Here is a 17,964-nt window from a genome sequence, read left to right on the forward strand (position 1 = left end):
CCGGCTCTGGGGGAGGGGCGGTACGTGCGCCGGGTGGGACGGGTAGTGGCAATCCGACGGGCCGTGGGGGCGGCCCTGGTCGTGCTGTTGGCGGGGGCCACGGGCTGTAGCGGTTCGACCGCCGGACCGGCCAAGGGATCAGCCGGCGGCCCGGGCGGCGGTGCCTCTGCCGGTGCCGCGGCCGGCGGGTCCGCCGTCGTGCCCACAGCCGTGCCCACCGCCTCCGCCGCGAACCCGGGCACCGGCCCCGCGAGCCTCGCCCAGCTCCCCGGCCAGGCCTTCTACGTCTCCGACCAGACCAATGCCGCCCGGCAGGTGACCGCCCTGCGCGGCCAGGGCCGGCCGGCGGAGGCCGACACGCTGTTGCGGATCGCCGCCCAGCCCTCCTCGCAGTGGCTGGGGGAGCAGGGCGCCAAGGAGATCGCCGAACAGGTCAGCCGCCGGGCCGCCGGGGCGGACCGGACGGCGGTCTTCGTCGCCTACAACATCCCGCACCGCGACTGCGGCCTGTACTCGGCCGGCGGCGCCGCCGACGCCGCCTCCTACCGGGCCTGGATCAGCGGTGTCGCGGAGGCCCTCGGCGACCGCAAGGCCTGGGTGGTGCTGGAGCCGGACGCCGTCGCGCACACCCTGGACAGCTGCGGGATCAAGGGCGACCTGGCCGCCGAGCGGTACGGCCTGCTGGCCTTCGCCGTGCAGGAGCTGAAGAAGCGTCCGCAGGTGCGGGTCTACCTGGACGCGGGCAACCCCGGCTGGTCGCAGGACCCGGCCGAACTCTCCACCGCGCTGCGCAAGTCGGGGATCGCGGCGGCGGACGGCTTCGCGGTGAACGTCGCCAACTTCTACGACACCGGCCGCAACACGGCGTACGGCGGCCAGCTCTCCGCCGCCCTGGGCGGGAAGCACTTCGTCATCGACACCAGCCGCAACGGCAACGGCCCGCTCGGCGGCGACGCCTGGTGCAACCCGCCCGGCCGCGCGCTCGGCGAGCGGCCGACCGCCGACACCGGCCGGGACGGGGTCGACGCCTACCTGTGGATCAAGAACCCGGGGGAGTCGGACGGCGAGTGCGGGCGCGGCGAGCCCCGGGCGGGCGAGTTCTGGCTGCCGTACGCGCTCGGCCTGGCGCAGGCCGCCCGCTGAGGGGGCCGGCCCGCGCCATGCGGGTGTGCGCCGGTGCGGGTCCGTACCAGGCCGTGACGCACCCGGTGTCGCTCAGCCGGTCACCTGGATCCAGCGCGCGACCGACGGGGTGCCGGCGGCGTCGGTCAGGAACAGCATGTACCAGCCGGGCGGCAGCAGGTCGGGGTTGGCGGGGAGCGTCAGCGAGACCCCGTCGGCCGTGCGACCGCTGATGTCCAGGGCCACCGAGCGCTGTTCGACGTCGGTCACGTGGGTGACCGAACTCGGCCGGATCAGCTTGGCGGTGGCGACCGCGTCCGGCCGGGCGGTGCCGATCCGCACGGTCGTGCCGAGCTTCGCGGCCCCCGGCGCGGCGGCCACCTGCGGGCGGTCGCCGTGGAACAGGTACGGCGGGGTGTAGATCTCGATGCGCTGCTCGAAGCCGCCCGGCGTGGTCTCGGCCTTGTCCGCGAACAGAGGGTTGGAACCGAGCACGGCCACCCGGCCGTCCGGCAGCAGCAGTGCCTCGGAGTGGTAGTTGCGGCCGACGGCGGGCTCGGCTGCGGTGCTGAAGCTGTTGGTGTCCGGGTGGTACACCTGCGCCTTGAGCAGGTCACTGGCGCCCCGGCCCCGGTAGCCGCTGGAGCCGCCGGTGGTGAACACGGTGTCGTCCGGGAGGATCACGCTGTTCAGGTAGCGGGTGCCGCCGGCCGGCAGGTCCGGGCCCGGGGTGAAGGCGGGCTTGGCGGCGGAGAGGTCGACGATGTCGGTGCGGGCGGTGGACAGCGGCGACTCGCCGACGCCCCCGCCGCCGAGCACCATCACCTTCTGCGCCTGGGCGGGCGGCAGCAGCACCGAGGACGAGGTCTCGGTGAGGGCGGGGTCGCGCAGGCCGGGGACGGGCTGGAAGCCGTTGTTCGACAGGTCCCACACCCCGGGGTCGCGGCCCTTGTCGGCCGGGCCGTAGCCGCCGTTGGAGCCCGAGTAGAAGAGCTTGCCGGAGGCGGTCAGGAAGATCGACGGGTAGGTCGGGAAGTAGTGGTCCGGGCCCTTGGACCAGGTCTTGTTCTTCGGGTCGTAGATCTCGTTGTCGTTGCCGTTGAGGATCTCCCCGGTGTCGTCCAGGCCCGAGACGGTGACCACCCGTCCGTCGCCCAGCCCGGTGAGCGTCGGGTACCAGCGGGCGTACGCCATGTCGGTGACCTGCTCGTAGAGCTCGGTGTCCGGGTTGAACTCGAACGCGGAGCGGATGCCCTGGTACTCCTGCTTGTCCAGGGTCAGCTTCGTGCCCTGCCCGTACAGGTTGTGGGCGTCGGCCCCGGCCAGGCCCTTGATCCGGTACTGGGCTGGGGAGTCGGTGACGTAGTCGGCGCCCTCGCCGACCGCCTCGACGAACACGTGCTGCTCGCCGGCGGTGACGACGGTCTGCTTGCCGGCGCCCGTCTTCACCGCGGCCGGGACGGTCACCGGCTCGGTGGAGGCGTACTCGCGCCCGTTCGGGCCGACGAAGACGGTGCCCTTGGGGAACGTCCTGGCGCGCTCGGGGCTCTCGTTGCGCACCCGCATGACGCCGGCCGCCTTCTTCACCACGCCCGCCAGCTTCTCGTACCGCTGGGTGCCGCCGGCCACCAGGACGCGGCCGTCCGGCAGCGAGGCGTGGCCGCCGCAGAACATGTCGGCCGGGGTGGGTATCAGCTTGTAGGTGTTCGCGGCCGGGTCCCAGAGCAGGCTGCGGAAGCTGCCCGCGTCGAAGCGCTTCTCGTCGTTGCCGGAACCGGCCACGATGAGGACCTTGCCGGTACGCAGCAGCGTGGCGTGGACGGCGTTGACCCGGAACTCGGCGGGGAGCGTGAGGGTCTGCCAGTGGCCGTACTCCGCCTTGTAGTCGGGGCGGTTGATCACGTACTGGTGGTACTGCTGGCTGGCGAAGCCGAGGACGGCGGGCGCGTTCATCCCGGCGACGGTCAGCGCGACGGTGCTGCCGAGGGCGAAGCGCTTGGTCCGGCCGGTCTTGTGGATCTTCACGGTGGTTGGTCCCCTCGTGAGGTTCGGTAGCTCGTGAGGTTCGGTGGTTCGTGAGGTTCGCTGGCTTGTGAGGTGCGGGGGTGCTGGCGGGCCGCGGCTTCAGCGGGTGGTGGTGCGCTCCGCCCGGTCGGGCACTGCGGGGGCGCCCGGCGGCGCGTCCTGGGAGACCGGTGCGGCCGGTGCGGCCGCGCCGCGCCGGGGGTCGCGGGCGTGCCGGGGGCGGCGCTTCTCCAGGACGACCCTCGGGGTCGCCGCCGGACCACCGGTGACGGTGAGCGTGGCCGTGGGCCGGGCGCGTCGGCGGCGGACGGCGTCGCCGGCCAGCACCAGGATCGGCAGCACGGTCAGGACCAGGGCGATCCATGCCCAGGTGCGCATCGCGACGTGGTCGTAGCCGGTGAAGAAGGAAGCCGCTATCGCGCCGCCGAACACCAGCGTCCAGAACAGGTGGAAGCGGAAGGTGCTCACCCGGTCCGCGCTGGCCGAGCGGCCCTTCGGCGTCACCACGAAGCGGTTGCGCCGCCGCAGCAGCGCCTGCACCAGCGAGGCCGCGTAGACCGGGCCGCACAGCGCGGACATCAGCATGCCCGCGACCCCGGAGGAGCCGGCCGGCTCGTGCGGGCTGACGTTGTGCTTGCGGTTCCAGGTGTAGAGCAGCAGTTGGAGCGCGGCGGCGTCGCTGTACAGCATCATCCAGATTTCGGAGGACACGTGGACCCCCGAGGCGCCGAACACCAGGTAGAGCACGCTGGACAGGCCGCCGAGCAACCAGGTGAGCGCCGCCATCGGGTAGAAGCCCACCATCAGCGAGTAGTTGAGCAGCCGCCCGGGCGACAGCCGCCAGAGCACCCGCCAGTACTGGGTGAGCAGGGTCTCGTAGGTGCCGCGGCTCCAGCGCAGCTGCTGGGAGAAGAAGTCGGTCCAGGAGGACGGGCCCTCTCCGACCGCGAGCACGTCCGGGGTGTACACGGACTTCCAGCGTTCACCGGTCTCGGCGTTCCGGCTCCGGTGGAACTCCAGGCCGGTCGCCATATCCTCCGTGATGGAGTCGTACAACCCGCCGATCGACTGGAGCGCACGGATTCTGACGGCGTTGTTGGTGCCGACGAACATGGGCGCGCCGTAACGGTTTCCGGCGCGCTGGATGAGTGCGTGGAAGAGGTACTGCTGGCTCTCGGAGAATTTGGTGACGGCCGATCCCGAGCTGCGGTAGTTCCCGTACACCTGGGGTCCGACCACGAATGCCACGTCGGGGTCCCGGAAGTAGCCGAGCATCCGCTCGCAGAAGTCCGGCAGCGGGACGTGGTCGGTGTCCACCGAGACCCAGAAGTCGTAGTCGTCGCCGTGCGCCTGCAACCAGGCGTTGTAGTTGCCGTGCTTGGTGCCGGTGCGGAACCTGCCCTTGGGCTGGTTCCAGTACGGGCGGCCGAAGCGGCTGAAGTGGCGGACGCCCAGCTCGGTGCAGAGCGCCCGCATCGCAGGATCGTTTCCCTCGTCCAACAGCCAGACGTCGTACGGGCCGTCGTGCCGGACGGCGCGCGCCGCGACCAGTGTGGCCCGCACCATCTCCGCCGGCTCCTTGCCCGGCACGCAGGCGGTGACGAACGCGACCCGGGTGCCGGACTCCGGCGTCACCGGTATCGGATCGCGGGCGACCAGCGTGGCGTGGGTGTTGGACACGACGTTGACCAGCCGGAACACCTCGACCACGGCGATGATCCCGATCATCACCTTGTCGCCCAGCAGCACCAGGGTGTGCGTCTCGCCGGGGCGCTCCGGCCAGTGCTCCGGCAGCAGCAGCCACACCAGCAGCACCACCTCCACCAGTGGGGCCGCCACCATCAGCAGGGCGGCACGGATCCGGTGCGGCTCGCGGCGCAGCAGGCTGCGGTACTGGACGCGGTAGGGGGCGGTGGGGGCGGGTGCGGCCTCCTGCGTGGCCTGGTGCACGGCCTCTTGTGCGTGCCACGGTGCCGGCGGGGCTCCGTGGTGGGCGGGCTCGGGCCGGTAGACGCCGCCGCCGAGGTCGTCCTCCTCGTCCGGGTCGTGCGCCGGACCGGCCAGCCGGCTGAAGTGACCGTAGTCGTACGGGGCTTCGGGTACCGGAACGGCGGCCAGGTCGTCGTCGAGCCGCCGCCCGGCGCCTCGCCCGCGGGCCGTCCCGGCGTCCTTCTGCCGCGCGAACGGCATGGTCATCGTCTGCTCCCCCTGGCCGGGGCCCGGCCGTGGCGGCGGGCCCGTTGGTGCGTGTTCGGACCGGGGGTATGCGATCCGCCGTCCCGTTGCGCGCCTGGCCGGCCGCGTTCGGCGGGGCTGGTCCGCTCCCCCCGGAGCCTTGCTTCGCCTTGCCTCTTGCCTCGAAAGCCGTCCCCGTGAAACACCGCCCGGTGGACCGCCGTTGTTTCCAAGCGGTTTTCGGGCCGTCATTCGCGTCGTTCGCCTGCTTGCGCCGGTGGGCGTTTGCGAGCGGAATTCATTGCGCGCCTGCGGGGACTTCGAATGCGGATCCCGGTGCGCTCCCGGCTTCCCCTCCGGACACGCGGGACCCACGGCGCCCCCAACTCTCCCGGAGGGCAACCGTGATCGCAACCTGTCCGAGAAATGATCACCGCGCAAGCATGAAGATCCTGCGGTTCCCGGCCAATCCGCAGTGCAGTGGTGCTAATGCAGCGAATTCGGCGGGCGGGGCGGCGGTGGCGGCGCCGCGGAGGCAAAGCGAACGGCCGGACCTCCCCGACGGGAGGCCCGGCCGCTGCTGCGGGGCGGGGCCGGTGCGTCCGGTCCGGCTGGTGCCGGTCGGCCCGGTCGGCCCGGTCGGATCAGAGCGGTGGAAGGAGGGCGGTGCCCGTCGCGGCCTGGACGTCCGCGAACTCCGTGCCCGGAGCCGTCTCCACGACCCGCAGCCCGTCCGGCGTCACGTCGATCACGGCCAGATCGGTCACGATCCGGTTGACAACTCCACGGCCGGTGGCGGGAAGTGAGAGCTCGTCGACGATCTTCGGGGAGCCGTCCCGGGCGGTGTGCTCCATGACCACGATCAGCCGGCGGGCCCCGTGTACGAGGTCCATCGCGCCGCCCATGCCCTTGACCATCTTGCCGGGGATCATCCAGTTGGCGAGGTCGCCGGCCGCCGAGACCTGCATGGCGCCGAGCACCGAGACGTCGATCCGGCCGGCCCGGATCATGCCGAAGGAGAAGGCCGAGTCGAAGTACGAGGCGCCGGGGGCGACCGTCACCGTCTCCTTCCCGGCGTTGATCAGATCGGCGTGCTCCGTGCCCTCGACCGGGTACGGGCCCACGCCCAGGATGCCGTTCTCCGAGTGCAGCACCACCTCGACGCCCGGCGGGAGGTGACTGGGGATCAGGGTGGGCAGGCCGATGCCCAGGTTCACGTACTGGCCGTCGCGCAGTTCGCGGGCGGCCCGGGCGGCCAGAGCGTTGCGCGGGTCGAGGCCGGTCTGCGGGTGGTGGGCGGCCTGCGGTCGGTGGGCGCTCTGCGAGGTGGGTGCGGGGGCCGGGGTGCTGGTCGGGGCGGACATCGGCTCAGGCCTCCTGGAGTGCGGGGCGGACGGTCCGGCGCTCGATGCGGCGGTCCGCGGGATCGGCGGCCACCACCCGGTCCACGTACACGCCGGGCAGGTGCACGGCGTCCGGGGCGAGCTCGCCGGCCTCGACGATCCGGTCCGCCTCGACCAACGTGATCCGGCCCGCCGTCGCGCAGAGCGGGTTGAAGTTGCGGGCGGCGGCGTGGAACACGCAGTTCCCGTGCCGGTCCGCCACCTCGGCCCGGACCAGCGCGAAGTCCGCCGTGATGGCTTCCTCCAGCAGGTACCGGCGGCCGCCGAACTCCCGGACCTCCTTGGCCGGTGAGGCCAGCGCCACCGAGCCGTCCGCTGCGTAGCGCCAGGGCAGCCCGCCCTCCTCGACCTGGGTGCCGACCCCGGCCGGGGTGTAGAAAGCGGGGACGCCGGCGCCGCCGGCCCGCAGTCGCTCGGCCAGCGTGCCCTGCGGGGTGAGCTCCACCTCCAGCTCGCCGGAGAGGTACTGCCGGGCGAACTCCTTGTTCTCGCCGACGTACGAGGACGTCATCCGGGCGATCCGGCCCGCCCGCAGCAGCAGACCGAGCCCCCAGTCGTCCACTCCGCAGTTGTTCGAGACCACCTGGAGGCCGGTGGTGCCGGTGTCCGCCAGGGCACCGATCAGGGTGCTCGGGATGCCGCAGAGGCCGAAGCCGCCGACGGCCAGCACCGCGCCGTCGGGGATGTCCCCGACCGCGTCGGCGGGGGAGTCCAGGACCTTGTCCAAGGGATCACCTCGTGAGGAGTGGGATGCGGAAGAGGGCCCGCCCGGGCCGGGCCCGGGCGAGGGCCAGGTGGGAGGGCTCGGCGGGAGGACCCGGCGGCCGCCGCCGGACGGCTGCCGAACCCCTCCACCGTCACCGGACGCGGGCCGCCGCAGCCATGGCGGCTCCCGCCATGGGCGGGGACGAGCCCGTGTCGGCCGGCCACACCCGGACGTCCGGGGAACGGCGCCGCCCGGGCGGTATGTCGGCCGGAGCCACATCAGGGTGGGCCGATGCGTCGCCCGGGCACATGTCGCCGGTCCCACCGCACACCTACGGTTCCGGCATCCACCCCGCCGCACCCTCAGGAGTCGGTCACCATGCGCAGCTCGACAGCCCCCACTCGGCCCGCCTCCGGCGCCCGCCCGGGCGAGACCCTGACCGGCGGCCCGGCCCGGAAGCTCGCCGCCGTCGCGGCGTGCGTCCTGCTCGCCGCGGGCTGCGCCAAGGCCGGCACCGCCGGGACGGCCTCGGCGGGCGGCGGTGGTGCGAAGAGCCCGGTCAAGGTCGGCCTGGTGTACTCCAAGACCGGACCGCTGGCCGCCTACGGCAAGCAGTACCTGGAGGGCTTCAAGGCGGGGCTGAGCTACGCGACCAAGGGCACCGGCGCGGTCGACGGACACAAGGTCGAGTTCGAGGAGCAGGACGACGCGGGCGACCCGGCCAAGGCGGTGTCCGCCGCCAAGGACCTGATCGGCAAGGGCTACAAGGTCCTGGCCGGCTCCACGGCCTCGGGTGTCGCCCTCCAGGTCGGCCCGATCGCCGCCCAGAACAAGGTGCTCTTCATCAGCGGCCCGGCCGCCGTCGACAAGGTCACCGGCTTGAACAAGTACACCTTCCGTTCCGGCCGCCAGTCCTTCCAGGACATCCGCACCGCGGCCTCGTTCATCGGTGACGCCAAGGGCAAGAAGGTCACCGTGCTCGCTCAGGACAACGCCTTCGGGCAGGCCAACGTGGCTGCCGTCAAGGCCGTGCTCGGCGCCCAGGGTGCGACGGTCGACCAGGTGCTCGCCCCGCCGAGCGCCACCGACCTCACCCCGTTCGCCACCCAGGCCAAGACCGCCAAGCCCGACCTGCTGTTCGTCGCCTGGGCCGGCGACAGCTCCTCGGCCCTGTGGACGGCGCTCAACCAGCAGGACGTGTTCGCCGACACCAAGGTCGTCACCGGCCTGGACCTGGCGGCCTCCTACCCGCTGTTCGGCCCGGCGGCCGAGAAGATCTCCTTCCTGAACCACTACTTCGGCGGCGCCGCCGGCACCCCGGTGGAGAAGGCCATGGACGAGGCCGTCACCGCCGCCGGCGGGAAGACTGACATCTTCACTCCCGACGGCTTCACCGCCGCCCAGATGATCGTGCACGCCGTCGAGGCCAACCACGGCTCCGCCGACGACACGTCGGCCCTGGTCAAGGCGCTGGAGGGCTGGAGCTTCGATGGGGTGAAGGGGCGTACCACGGTGCGCGCCGAGGACCACGCCCTCCTCCAGCCGATGTTCCAGGCCCGGCTGACCGGCACCGGGGCCGCCGCCAAGCCCTCGGTGGAGAAGGCCCTGACCGCGGACGAGGTGGCGCCCCCGGTCACCCCGATGGCGGGCTGATCCCGATGCCCGCTCCCGCCGCCCCCACTCCTTCCCCGGCCGGTTCCCCGGCCTCGGCCACGGTCTCGCCCGCCGCAGTGCTGCGGCTGGACGGACTCGGCTGGTCCGTCCGCGGGGTGCCGATCGTCGAGGACGTCTCCTTCTCGGTCGGCGAAGGCGAGTTCATCGCCTTCATCGGCCCCAACGGCGCCGGCAAGACCTCCCTCTTCAACCTGATCTCCGGCATCTATCCGGCGACCCACGGCAGCCTCCACCTCGACGGCGTGGACGTCACCGCCGAGGCCGTGCACACCCGGGCGCGCCGCGGCCTCGGCCGCACCTTCCAGACCTCCTCCCTGTGGCCGGGGATGACGGTCGCCGACCACGTCCGACTGGCCGCCCAGGCGGCGGCCGGACCGCGCGCCTCGTACCGGCTCTGGCGCCGTGCCGACCGGTACCAGGGGCAGCTGGCCGAGACTCTCCACCGCACCGAACTCACCCACCGTGCGGACACCTTGGCGGGCGCGCTCTCGCACGGCGAGAAGCGCAAACTGGAACTGGCCGTCCTCCTCGTCTCCGATCCGCGGCTGATCCTGCTGGACGAGCCGATGGCCGGGGTCAGCGCCGAGGAGGTACCGGCCCTCACCGAGCTGATCCGGTCCGTCCACCGCGACCTGGGCCGGACCGTCCTGATGGTCGAGCACCACATGGACGTCCTGCTCGGGCTGGCCGACCGCCTCGCGGTGATGCACCACGGCACGCTGCTCGCGCTGGACACCCCCGAGGCCGTGATGGCCGACCCGACCGTGCAACAGGCCTACCTGGGCGAGGCGCTGTGACCTCCTCTCCGTTCTCCTCGCCCGTTTCCACCTCCACCTCTGCCGCTGCCTCTGTGGCCGTGCCTATGCCTCCTGCCGCCCCTCTTCTCTCCGTTCGCGATCTGCGGGTGGTCATCGGCGGGCTGCACATCCTGCACGGCGTCGACCTCGACGTGGCCCCCGCAGGGGTCACCGCGCTCCTCGGCCGCAACGGCGCCGGCAAGACCACCACCGTCAAGGCCGTGATGGGCCTGGTGCCACGCACCGGAAGCATCCGCTTCTCCGGTGCCGAACTCGCCTCCCTTCCCACACACCTGGTGGTCCGTCATGGCATCGGCTACGCCCCCGAGGACCGGGGGATCTTCGCCAGCCTGACGGTCGCCGAGAACCTCCGCCTCGCCGAGCGCGCCGTCCGGGGTGGGAGCGAGGCGGAGGAGCCGAACTATCCGCTCGTCCACGAGCTCTTCCCCGAACTCAAGCAGCGGGCCGGCCAGTTGGCCGGGACGCTCTCCGGCGGCCAGCAGCAGATGGTGGCGATAGGCCGGACGCTGCTCAACCGCAACCGGTTGATCATCGCCGACGAGCCCACCAAAGGTCTGGCGCCGAAGATCGTCGCCGAGGTGGCCGAGGTGCTGGCGCGAGCGGCCGAGGCCGTGCCCGTTCTCCTGGTCGAGCAGAACCTCGCCCTCGTCCGACGGCTGGCCGGCACCTGCGCCGTCCTGGCCGACGGCCGTACCGCCCACCGGGGCGACACCGCCGAGCTGTTGGCCGACGAGGAGGCCGCCCGCCGCCTGCTCGGCGTCGGCTCCCGTCACCCGCTCGCCGGCGGACCCCGGCCCGCCGCTTCTCCGGCCACCCCTGTCGTCACCGCGGAGGTGAAGCCCTGATGGACACCGTCGTCCTCCTCTCCTGTACCGGACTCGGTCTTGGTGCGCTGTACTTCCTGGTCGCCTCCGGCCTGTCGTTGATCTTCGGTCTGATGGACGTGCTCAACTTCGCGCACGGCGCCCTGCTCTCCATCGGCGCCTATGCCACCTGGTGGGCAGGCACCGAGGCCGGCCTCTCCTTCTGGCTCGCGGTGCCGTTCGGCACCCTGGTCGGAACGGCCGCCGCCGTCCTGTTGGAGCTCTTCCTGATCCGCCCGCTCTACAGCCGGCCGCGCGATCAGATCCTCGCCACCGTCGGGGTCGGGCTCGCCGTGCCCGCCCTCCTGATGGGGATCTGGGGCGCGGACGCCCGCCCCTTCCCCCAACCGGCCATGCTCTCCGGCACCTGGCACGTGCTCGGTGCGACCGTCCCGGTCAACCGCTTCGTGCTCGTGGCCGCGGCCGTGCTGCTGCTGCTCGCTCTTCGGTTGTTCCTCGCCCGTACCCGCTACGGGCTGATCGTCCGGGCCGGCGTCGAGGACCGGGCGATGGTCACGGCGCTCGGTATCGACGTCCGGAAGGCGTTCACCCTCGTCTTCGCCATCGGCGGGGCGGCCGCCGCGCTCGGCGGTGCCCTCGGTGGCCTCTACTTCGGTTCGGTCAATCCCGGCCAGGGGACCGGGCTGCTCATCTTCGCCTTCGTCGTCGTGGTGATGGGCGGCATGGGCTCCGTCACCGGGGCCGCCGTCGCCTCCGTGGGCGTTGGTCTCGTCCAGCAGTTCGCCAACTACTACACCGGCGCCGGGCTCGGCGACCTCTCGGTCGTCGTCCTGCTCGCCGTGCTGCTTCTCGTCCGACCCCGTGGACTCACCGGGAGGCTCGCGTGAGCGCCGAAACTCCGATCACGAGCACCGGTGGCCCCGCGGCCGACCGCAGCGCCGCCGCCATGGCAGGGGGGACTGACACCAGCCCTGCCATGACCGCCATGTTGGCAGAGGGGACTGACGCCAGCTCCGCCAACACCGTCACTGTGGCAAGGGGGACTGACACCAGCCTTGCCGGGACCCATTGTGAACACACGACCGACCTCGGCGCCATCCATCGAACAGGTGATTCAGTCACTAATCGCTGGACATTGATGCACAGAGCGCTACGCTGGTGGCCGATCGCCCTACTGATCACGCTCCTTGTCGCCCCATATAGTGCGCTTCCCGTCCCGGGACTGCTCGACGGCCCGCTCGGCAGCCCCGGCAGCCTGCAACTGCTCGCCCTGTGCCTGCTCTACGGGGCCCTCGCCTCCGGTTACGACCTCCTGCTCGGCCGCACCGGACTGCTCTCCTTCGGCCACGCCCTCTACTTCGCGACCGGCCTCTACGCCACCGACCTCGGCATGCTGGAACTGCGACTGCCGTTCGCCGCCGCGGCGGTCTTCGGCGTCGCCTGCACCGTCGCGCTGGCCCTGCTGCTCGGCTCGGTCAGCCTCCGCGTCACCGGCATCGGCTTCTCCATGGTCACCCTCGCCTTCGCCCAGGCCGGCTCGATCCTCGTCCAGCGCAACCCCGGTGGCGTCACCGGCGGCGAGGAGGGCCGCTCCGCCCCGGCCGACCTGCTGCCCTCCGGCTTGCTCGGGATCGAGAACACCGCCAACCTCTACTGGATCGCCGTCGGCTACCTGGTGCTGACGGTCGCCGTGGTCCACTGGGCCGTCAACTCGCCGACCGGCCGGGTCTGGGAGGGGATCAAGGAGAACGAGCGCCGGGTGGAGGTGCTCGGACTGCGGCCCTACGGCTACAAGTTGGTCGCCTTCGTCCTCGCCGGCGGCCTCGCCGGGCTGGGCGGGGTGGTCTACCTGCTGCTGACCGGCGGCGCCACCCCGCAGGCCGCCGGCTCCGACGCCACGCTCGCCCTGCTGGTGATGGTGGTGCTCGGCGGCTCGGGGACTCGCTGGGGTCCGCTGCTCGGCGGTGTCCTCTACACCTGGGCCGGCCACCGGCTCGGCGACCTCGCCAACTCGACGACGATCGCGGACCTGCCCGCGGTCCTGCGGGTGCCGCTCTCCCAACCCCTGTTCCTGCTGGGCACCCTGTTCGTCGCGGTGGTCTACCTGCTGCCCGGTGGCCTGGCTAGACTGCCTGCCCGCATCCGCGCCGCCCGATCCGCCCGTGCGGTCCGCACTCCGGCCGCCGCCCGGACCGCCCGTCCCACCGGAGGTACCCCCGCGTGAGCCAGTCGCCCCTGAAGCCCGAGGAGTTGACCGTCGCCGTGCCCGGAGGGGAACTGGCGGTCCTGCGCTGGCCTGCCGCCGAGCCGGGCGCCCCGACGGTCGTGGCGGTGCACGGCATCACCGCCAACGGCCTCGCCTGGTACGAGGTCGCCCGCCAACTCGCCGGGCGGGTCACCCTGCTCGCGCCCGACCTGCGGGGGCGCGGCGGGAGCCGCGCGGTCGCCGGGCCGTACGGGCTGGCCCGGCACGCCGACGACGTGGCCGCGCTGATCACGGCCCTCGGTACGGGCCCGACCACCGTGGTCGGCCACTCGATGGGCGCCTGGGTCACCGCCCTGGCCGCCGTCCGGCACCCGGAACTCGTCCGCCGGGTGCTGCTGGTGGACGGCGCGCTGAGCTTCCCGCTGCCGGAGGGCATCAGTGAAGAGGACGCGCTGGCCGCGGTGCTCGGCCCCGCGCTGGCCCGGCTGTCGATGACCTTCCCGGACCGGGACGCCTACCGGGAGTTCTGGCAGCGGCACCCGGCCTTCGGAACGTCCTGGTCGGCGGAGATCGACGCCTACACCCAGCGCGACCTGGTCGGCGTCGAGCCCGAACTGCGCTCCTCCTGCGTGCTGGAGGCCGTACAGACCGACGGTGCCCAGGTCCTGCTGGACCAGGACGCGGCCACCGCCGTGCACCGACTGCCCTGCCCGGCCGAACTGCTCTGGGCCGAGCGCGGCCTGCTCGACGAGCCCCAGGGCCTCTACGACCACCAGCGGATCGGACTGGCCGGGCTGGACCAGGAGCGGGTGCCGGCCTCGCTGGTGCCGGACACCAACCACTACTCGATCCTCTGGGGAGAGCCGGGGGCCGAGCGCATCGTCCGCGGCCTGCTCGCGGACGTCATCGCCGCGGGGTAGCGGGCCCGGCCCCGACGACGGCGGCCGGCGGGGTCCGTCCACCCCGCCGGCCGCGCCCGTCTCGTTCTGCCCTGCTCGGTCCGCCCGTCTCAGCCCGCGGCGCCGAGGAAGGTCTCCCAACCGCCGCTCGGCGCCTGGCCGACATTGAGCGTGCGCAGCTTGCGCAGGGTGGACTGGTCCTGCACCTCCAGCCACTCGACCAGCTGCCTGAAGGAGACCAGCCGGACGTCCGGCTTGCCCGCGATGGTCTTGAGGGTCTCCTCGACGGCGTCCATGTAGATGCCGCCGTTCCACTGCTCGAAGTGGTTGCCGATGAAGAACGGCGCACGGTTGCTGTTGTAGGCGCGGTCGAAGCCGGCCAGGTAGGAGTCCTTGGCCTGGGTGCGCCAGTCGTTGTACTTGGACGGGTCGCCCTTGGTGCTGCCCGCGGACTGGTTGGCCAGGATGTTGTAGTCCATCGACAGCACCTGGAAGGTGTGCCCGGGGAACGGGATGGACTGCAGCGGGAAGTCCCAGACCTTGCCGTCCTGCACCTTCTGCGGCCATATCTGCAGGCCGCCGGAGGAGCTGGCGTCGTACTTCCAGCCCAGCTTCGCGACCGTCGGCAGGAGCGCCTTCTGGCCCTCCAGGCAGGGAGTGCGGCCGCCGATGAGCTCCTTCTTGTAGTCGAAAGGCAGCGGGTCGACGTCGGTGAAGCCCGTGTTGGTCCGCCACTGGGTCACGAAGCCGATCGCCTGGTCGATCTCGCTCTGCCAGTCCTCCGGGGTCCACATGTTGACCCCGTTCTTGTCCGGGCGGCTGGAGCAGAAGTGCCCGTTGAAGTGGGTGCCGATCTCGTGCCCGGCCAGCCACGCCTGGCTGACGAGCTTGAGCGTGCTCTTGACCGCGCCGTCCGACAGGTACGGGATGTCGGAGGCACCGACCGAGTGCTTCGGCGGGTGGTACAGGTCGGCCTTGCCCTTGGGCAGGGCGTAGATCCCGGAGAGGAAGAAGGTCATCGTGGCCTTGTACTGCTCCGCCAGCTTGAGGAAGCGGGGGAACTGGCCGTCGTCGGTGCCACCCGCGCCGTCCCAGGAGAACACCACGAACTGCGGCGGCCGCTCGCCGGGCTTGAGCTTCTCGGGCTTCGGCTGGTTCGGCTGCGGGCCGGTGTCGGCGTTGGAGCCGTCGCCGATCGGAGTGCCCTTGGGCACCCCCGTCGTGGTCGGGTCGGTCGTGCCCGCCGGGGTGGTGCCGGGGCTGCCGCCGGTCGTGGGGGAGGAGGAGTTCTGGCTCGAACCGGATCCGCTGCTGGAACAGGCCGCGACCGCGCCGAGGGCCGCGGTCGCAGCGGTCGCACTGAGCACCGTCCTGCGCGAGATGCTGGTCATGGTCTCCCCTGGGTGCCGATGCCGGTGGTGAGGGCGGCCCGGGGCCGCACCGGTCAAATCGGGCAATTGATGAATTTTCCGCCGTTAGCATGCCATGTGGCCACAGTGGCCACCAAGGCCGTTGACCCTCTACGAGAGTCAACACGTCAGCGGGACCGGGCTGGGCTGCAAGGATTCGTCGTCTGTTGCCGTCCTGTGACGCTTCGCTCCTCGCGCCGCCAGGGGAGTACGGTACCGCCGGTCCGGCGGGGCGGGTCAGAGTTCGTCAGCGCTCGGTGCGACTCGTCGCCCGTCCGGGCAGAGCCCGCCGATGGCGAGGGTGCGGTGGGGGCGTGGCGAGGGAGCTGGGTGTCCGGGGCCGGGGGCGCTGGCCGAGGCGCAGCGGTCAGAGTGCGGCGAGCCGCCGGTTGCGGCGCACTATTCGCGCGATCGCGGTGCTGACGATGGTGGCGGCGGTGCAGGACACCGCGAGGCTCAGCCAGGCGGTGTCGAACCAGTGGCTGTTCAGCCAGCCCAGCGTCACGATGTAGGCGGCCCAGACCAGCGCCGCCAGCGCCGACCAGTGCAGGAATCGGTGCGGGTGGGCGGGGGAGTGGCCGATGGCCACGTCCAGGACGGTCCGCCCGGCCGGGACGAACCGGGCGACCACCACCATGGCCGCGGCTGCCCCGTGGGGACGTTCGACCAGGGCCTGTTGGACCCTGGTCACGCTGGCCGCCAGTTCCGGGCGCTGGGCGAGCCGGCGCTGGAGCAGCGGGGCACCGCGCCGGGCGAGGTGCAGGAGGAGGAGGTCGCCGAGGAACGAGGCCACTGCCACACCCAGGCCGAGCAGCACCGGGGCGCCGTCGATCCGCGCAGTCTTGAGCACCGCCAGAATGACCAGTGTCCCGCTGGGGATGAAGGGGAGGAGGGCGTCTCCGAGCACGGCGAAGAGCGCCAGGGCGCAGATCCACGAGGATCCGATCGCCGCCACGAAGTTCAAGGCCTGTACTCCCTCCACGCCGCCCGGGGGAGCAGGTGGCTGCTGAGGGTCAACGCTAGCGCCTCGACTTTTCATGCCATGAAGCACCCCGGTATGCCATGGGTCACAGACCCCGGCCCCGACCTGCGCAAAGGCGCGAGCCCCCGGGGCGGGGTGCCGCTCCGGGGGCTCGCGGGGATCGATCGGCGCTGGTCCAGCCCGACGATCTTGCTGGCGGAACGCGGATCCTGTTGGGCGATCCGGTCCTGTCCGCCAGCCTGCCGGACGCCGACCGCCGGCCGCGAGCCCTCCGCCTGGCGACTTCCGGCGCTGGCGTGAAGTCGCCAGGCGTGTCCGCGCGCTGGCTCTCCGTCATCCGAACGGTCGGTCGGCGGCACCGTACCGGGCCGCGCCCGCCGACGCCGAACGGGGCCGGAACGAGTCCGGAGCGAGGCCGGCGCGCAGGCCGGAACGTGCCGGGTGCGGGAACAGCCGGCCCGGCGCGGTGGTTGACCCCGGTCGGCAGCAGCGACCGCCGGGCCACCCGAGACCCGCGGTCGCCCACCAGGGCCGGCTCACGAAAGCCAGAAGGGCGGACGGCATGACCACCGAGGACCAGCAGGAGCACCCGACCGAACCGCGGACCGGCGCGGCGATCCGGGGCACCGCCCGCGGCACGGCGCCCGCCCCGCTCTCCATCCTCGACCTGGCGACCGTGGGCGTCGGCTACACGCCCGCCGAGGCCCTGGCCGCGACCACCGCGCTGGCCCGCAACGCCGAGCAGTGGGGCTACCACCGCTTCTGGGTGGCCGAGCACCACGGAATGCCGGGAGTGGCCAGCTCGACCCCGGCCGTCCTGCTCGCCCACCTCGGCGCCAACACCACGACCCTGCGACTGGGCTCGGGCGGGGTGATGCTCCCCAACCACGCCCCGCTGGCCATCGCCGAGCAGTTCGGCCTGCTGGAGGCCCTGCACCCGGGCCGGATCGACCTGGGCCTCGGCCGCGCCCCCGGCACCGACCCGGCCACCGCCCGGGCGCTGCGCCGCGGCCGCGCCGAGGGAGCCGACGACTTCCCGCAGCAGCTCGCCGAGCTGACCCACTTCCTCGACGGCGACTTCCCCTCCGGCCACCCCTACGCCCAGCTGACCGCCGTCCCCCAGGGCGACGGGCGCCCGCCGGTCTGGCTGCTCGGGTCCTCCGGCTTCAGCGCCCAGCTGGCCGGCCGCCTCGGCCTGCCGTTCGCCTTCGCCCACCACTTCAGCAGCGTCAACACCATCCCGGCGCTCGACCTCTACCGGGAGTCCTTCCGACCCTCCGCGGTGCTCGCCGAGCCCTACGCGCTGATCGGTGTGAGCGCGGTCGCCGCCGAGGACGAGGGCGTGGCCCGTCGCCTCGCCCGCTCCGCGGCCCTCGGCATGCTCCGGCTGCGGCGCGGCAACCCCGGCCCGATCCCCACCCCGGAGGAGGCCGAGGCCTACCCGTACAGCCCGGCCGAGGCGGAGTTCATCGACAGCTGGCTCGACAACGTGGTGCTCGGCGCCCCGGGCGAGGTCGCGGACGGGCTGGAGGCCCTGCGCAAGCGGACGGGCGTCGACGAGCTGATGGTCACCTCGCACATCCACGGCCACGAGGCCCGGCTCCGCTCCTACGGCCTGATCGCCGAGGCGTACGGCCTGACGGCGGAAGTCTGACGGCCGAGGCCTGAGCGCGGGAGGTCTGAACGCGGGAGGTCTGAACGGAGCGGCCCGGCCGCCGGGC

14 protein-coding genes are annotated in these 17,964 nt (G+C 72.6%); 8 read left to right on the forward strand and 6 right to left on the reverse strand.

Annotation, left to right across the window (positions count from 1 at the left end):
* The first annotated feature begins 198 nt into the window (after positions 1-198).
* Positions 199-1,143: a glycoside hydrolase family 6 protein gene (locus tag OG556_RS22635; protein ID WP_371518787.1), complete on the forward strand. Its 945-nt coding sequence runs from the start codon at positions 199-201 to the stop codon at positions 1,141-1,143.
* Between the two features lie 72 nt (positions 1,144-1,215).
* On the opposite strand, the gene OG556_RS22640 is transcribed toward OG556_RS22635, so the two are convergent.
* From OG556_RS22640 to OG556_RS22655, 4 genes are all read right to left on the reverse strand, one after another.
* Positions 1,216-3,147, reverse strand: a complete 1,932-nt coding sequence (locus OG556_RS22640; RefSeq protein ID WP_371518790.1) for a galactose oxidase-like domain-containing protein — start codon at positions 3,145-3,147, stop codon at positions 1,216-1,218.
* Between the two features lie 99 nt (positions 3,148-3,246).
* Complete coding sequence (locus OG556_RS22645; protein ID WP_371518791.1) at positions 3,247-5,343, reverse strand: glycosyltransferase family 2 protein; 2,097 nt, start codon at positions 5,341-5,343, stop codon at positions 3,247-3,249.
* A 623-nt stretch (positions 5,344-5,966) separates the two neighbouring features.
* The gene (locus tag OG556_RS22650) at positions 5,967-6,686 is read right to left on the reverse strand and encodes a 3-oxoacid CoA-transferase subunit B (RefSeq protein ID WP_371518792.1); all 720 of its coding nucleotides are present in this window, start codon (positions 6,684-6,686) and stop codon (positions 5,967-5,969) included.
* A 4-nt stretch (positions 6,687-6,690) separates the two neighbouring features.
* On the reverse strand, positions 6,691-7,452 hold the full coding sequence (locus OG556_RS22655; protein ID WP_363583670.1) for a CoA transferase subunit A: 762 nt from the start codon (positions 7,450-7,452) through the stop codon (positions 6,691-6,693).
* A 357-nt stretch (positions 7,453-7,809) separates the two neighbouring features.
* Between OG556_RS22655 and OG556_RS22660 the strand changes: the two genes are divergently transcribed.
* The 6 genes from OG556_RS22660 (at position 7,810) to OG556_RS22685 (ending at position 13,873) form a co-directional block, all read left to right on the forward strand.
* Positions 7,810-9,084, forward strand: coding sequence for a substrate-binding domain-containing protein (locus OG556_RS22660; protein ID WP_371518793.1), 1,275 nt, complete (start codon positions 7,810-7,812; stop codon positions 9,082-9,084).
* A 5-nt stretch (positions 9,085-9,089) separates the two neighbouring features.
* The gene (locus OG556_RS22665) at positions 9,090-9,902 is read left to right on the forward strand and encodes an ABC transporter ATP-binding protein (RefSeq protein ID WP_371518794.1); all 813 of its coding nucleotides are present in this window, start codon (positions 9,090-9,092) and stop codon (positions 9,900-9,902) included.
* A gap of 65 nt (positions 9,903-9,967) precedes the next feature.
* Positions 9,968-10,768, forward strand: coding sequence for an ABC transporter ATP-binding protein (locus OG556_RS22670; RefSeq protein WP_371522823.1), 801 nt, complete (start codon positions 9,968-9,970; stop codon positions 10,766-10,768).
* Positions 10,768-11,634, forward strand: coding sequence for a branched-chain amino acid ABC transporter permease (locus tag OG556_RS22675; protein WP_371518795.1), 867 nt, complete (start codon positions 10,768-10,770; stop codon positions 11,632-11,634). Before OG556_RS22670 ends, OG556_RS22675 begins: the two co-directional genes overlap by 1 nt.
* Before the next feature lie 251 nt (positions 11,635-11,885).
* Positions 11,886-12,971, forward strand: coding sequence for a branched-chain amino acid ABC transporter permease (locus tag OG556_RS22680; protein WP_371518796.1), 1,086 nt, complete (start codon positions 11,886-11,888; stop codon positions 12,969-12,971).
* Positions 12,968-13,873, forward strand: a complete 906-nt coding sequence (locus tag OG556_RS22685) for an alpha/beta hydrolase (RefSeq protein WP_371518797.1) — start codon at positions 12,968-12,970, stop codon at positions 13,871-13,873. Before OG556_RS22680 ends, OG556_RS22685 begins: the two co-directional genes overlap by 4 nt.
* A gap of 89 nt (positions 13,874-13,962) precedes the next feature.
* On the opposite strand, the gene OG556_RS22690 is transcribed toward OG556_RS22685, so the two are convergent.
* Positions 13,963-15,243, reverse strand: coding sequence for a hypothetical protein (locus OG556_RS22690; protein WP_371518799.1), 1,281 nt, complete (start codon positions 15,241-15,243; stop codon positions 13,963-13,965).
* Between the two features lie 385 nt (positions 15,244-15,628).
* Positions 15,629-16,216: a VTT domain-containing protein gene (locus OG556_RS22695; RefSeq protein WP_350882667.1), complete on the reverse strand. Its 588-nt coding sequence runs from the start codon at positions 16,214-16,216 to the stop codon at positions 15,629-15,631.
* A 589-nt stretch (positions 16,217-16,805) separates the two neighbouring features.
* On the opposite strand from OG556_RS22695, the gene OG556_RS22700 reads away from it, so the two are divergent.
* On the forward strand, positions 16,806-17,897 hold the full coding sequence (locus tag OG556_RS22700) for an LLM class flavin-dependent oxidoreductase (protein WP_371518801.1): 1,092 nt from the start codon (positions 16,806-16,808) through the stop codon (positions 17,895-17,897).
* Positions 17,898-17,964 lie beyond the last annotated feature (67 nt).

The organism is Kitasatospora sp. NBC_01300 (genome assembly GCF_041435235.1).
Lineage (GTDB): Bacteria > Actinomycetota > Actinomycetes > Streptomycetales > Streptomycetaceae > Kitasatospora.

Coding starts and splice junctions, on each gene's coding strand:
- OG556_RS22645 (WP_371518791.1), bottom strand. CDS start 5,343: ATGACCATGCCGTTCGCGCGGCAGAAGGACGCCGGGACGGCCCGCGGG.
- OG556_RS22650 (WP_371518792.1), bottom strand. CDS start 6,686: ATGTCCGCCCCGACCAGCACCCCGGCCCCCGCACCCACCTCGCAGAGC.
- OG556_RS22660 (WP_371518793.1), top strand. CDS start 7,810: ATGCGCAGCTCGACAGCCCCCACTCGGCCCGCCTCCGGCGCCCGCCCG.
- OG556_RS22665 (WP_371518794.1), top strand. CDS start 9,090: ATGCCCGCTCCCGCCGCCCCCACTCCTTCCCCGGCCGGTTCCCCGGCC.
- OG556_RS22670 (WP_371522823.1), top strand. CDS start 9,968: ATGCCTCCTGCCGCCCCTCTTCTCTCCGTTCGCGATCTGCGGGTGGTC.
- OG556_RS22675 (WP_371518795.1), top strand. CDS start 10,768: ATGGACACCGTCGTCCTCCTCTCCTGTACCGGACTCGGTCTTGGTGCG.
- OG556_RS22680 (WP_371518796.1), top strand. CDS start 11,886: ATGCACAGAGCGCTACGCTGGTGGCCGATCGCCCTACTGATCACGCTC.
- OG556_RS22690 (WP_371518799.1), bottom strand. CDS start 15,243: ATGACCAGCATCTCGCGCAGGACGGTGCTCAGTGCGACCGCTGCGACC.
- OG556_RS22700 (WP_371518801.1), top strand. CDS start 16,806: ATGACCACCGAGGACCAGCAGGAGCACCCGACCGAACCGCGGACCGGC.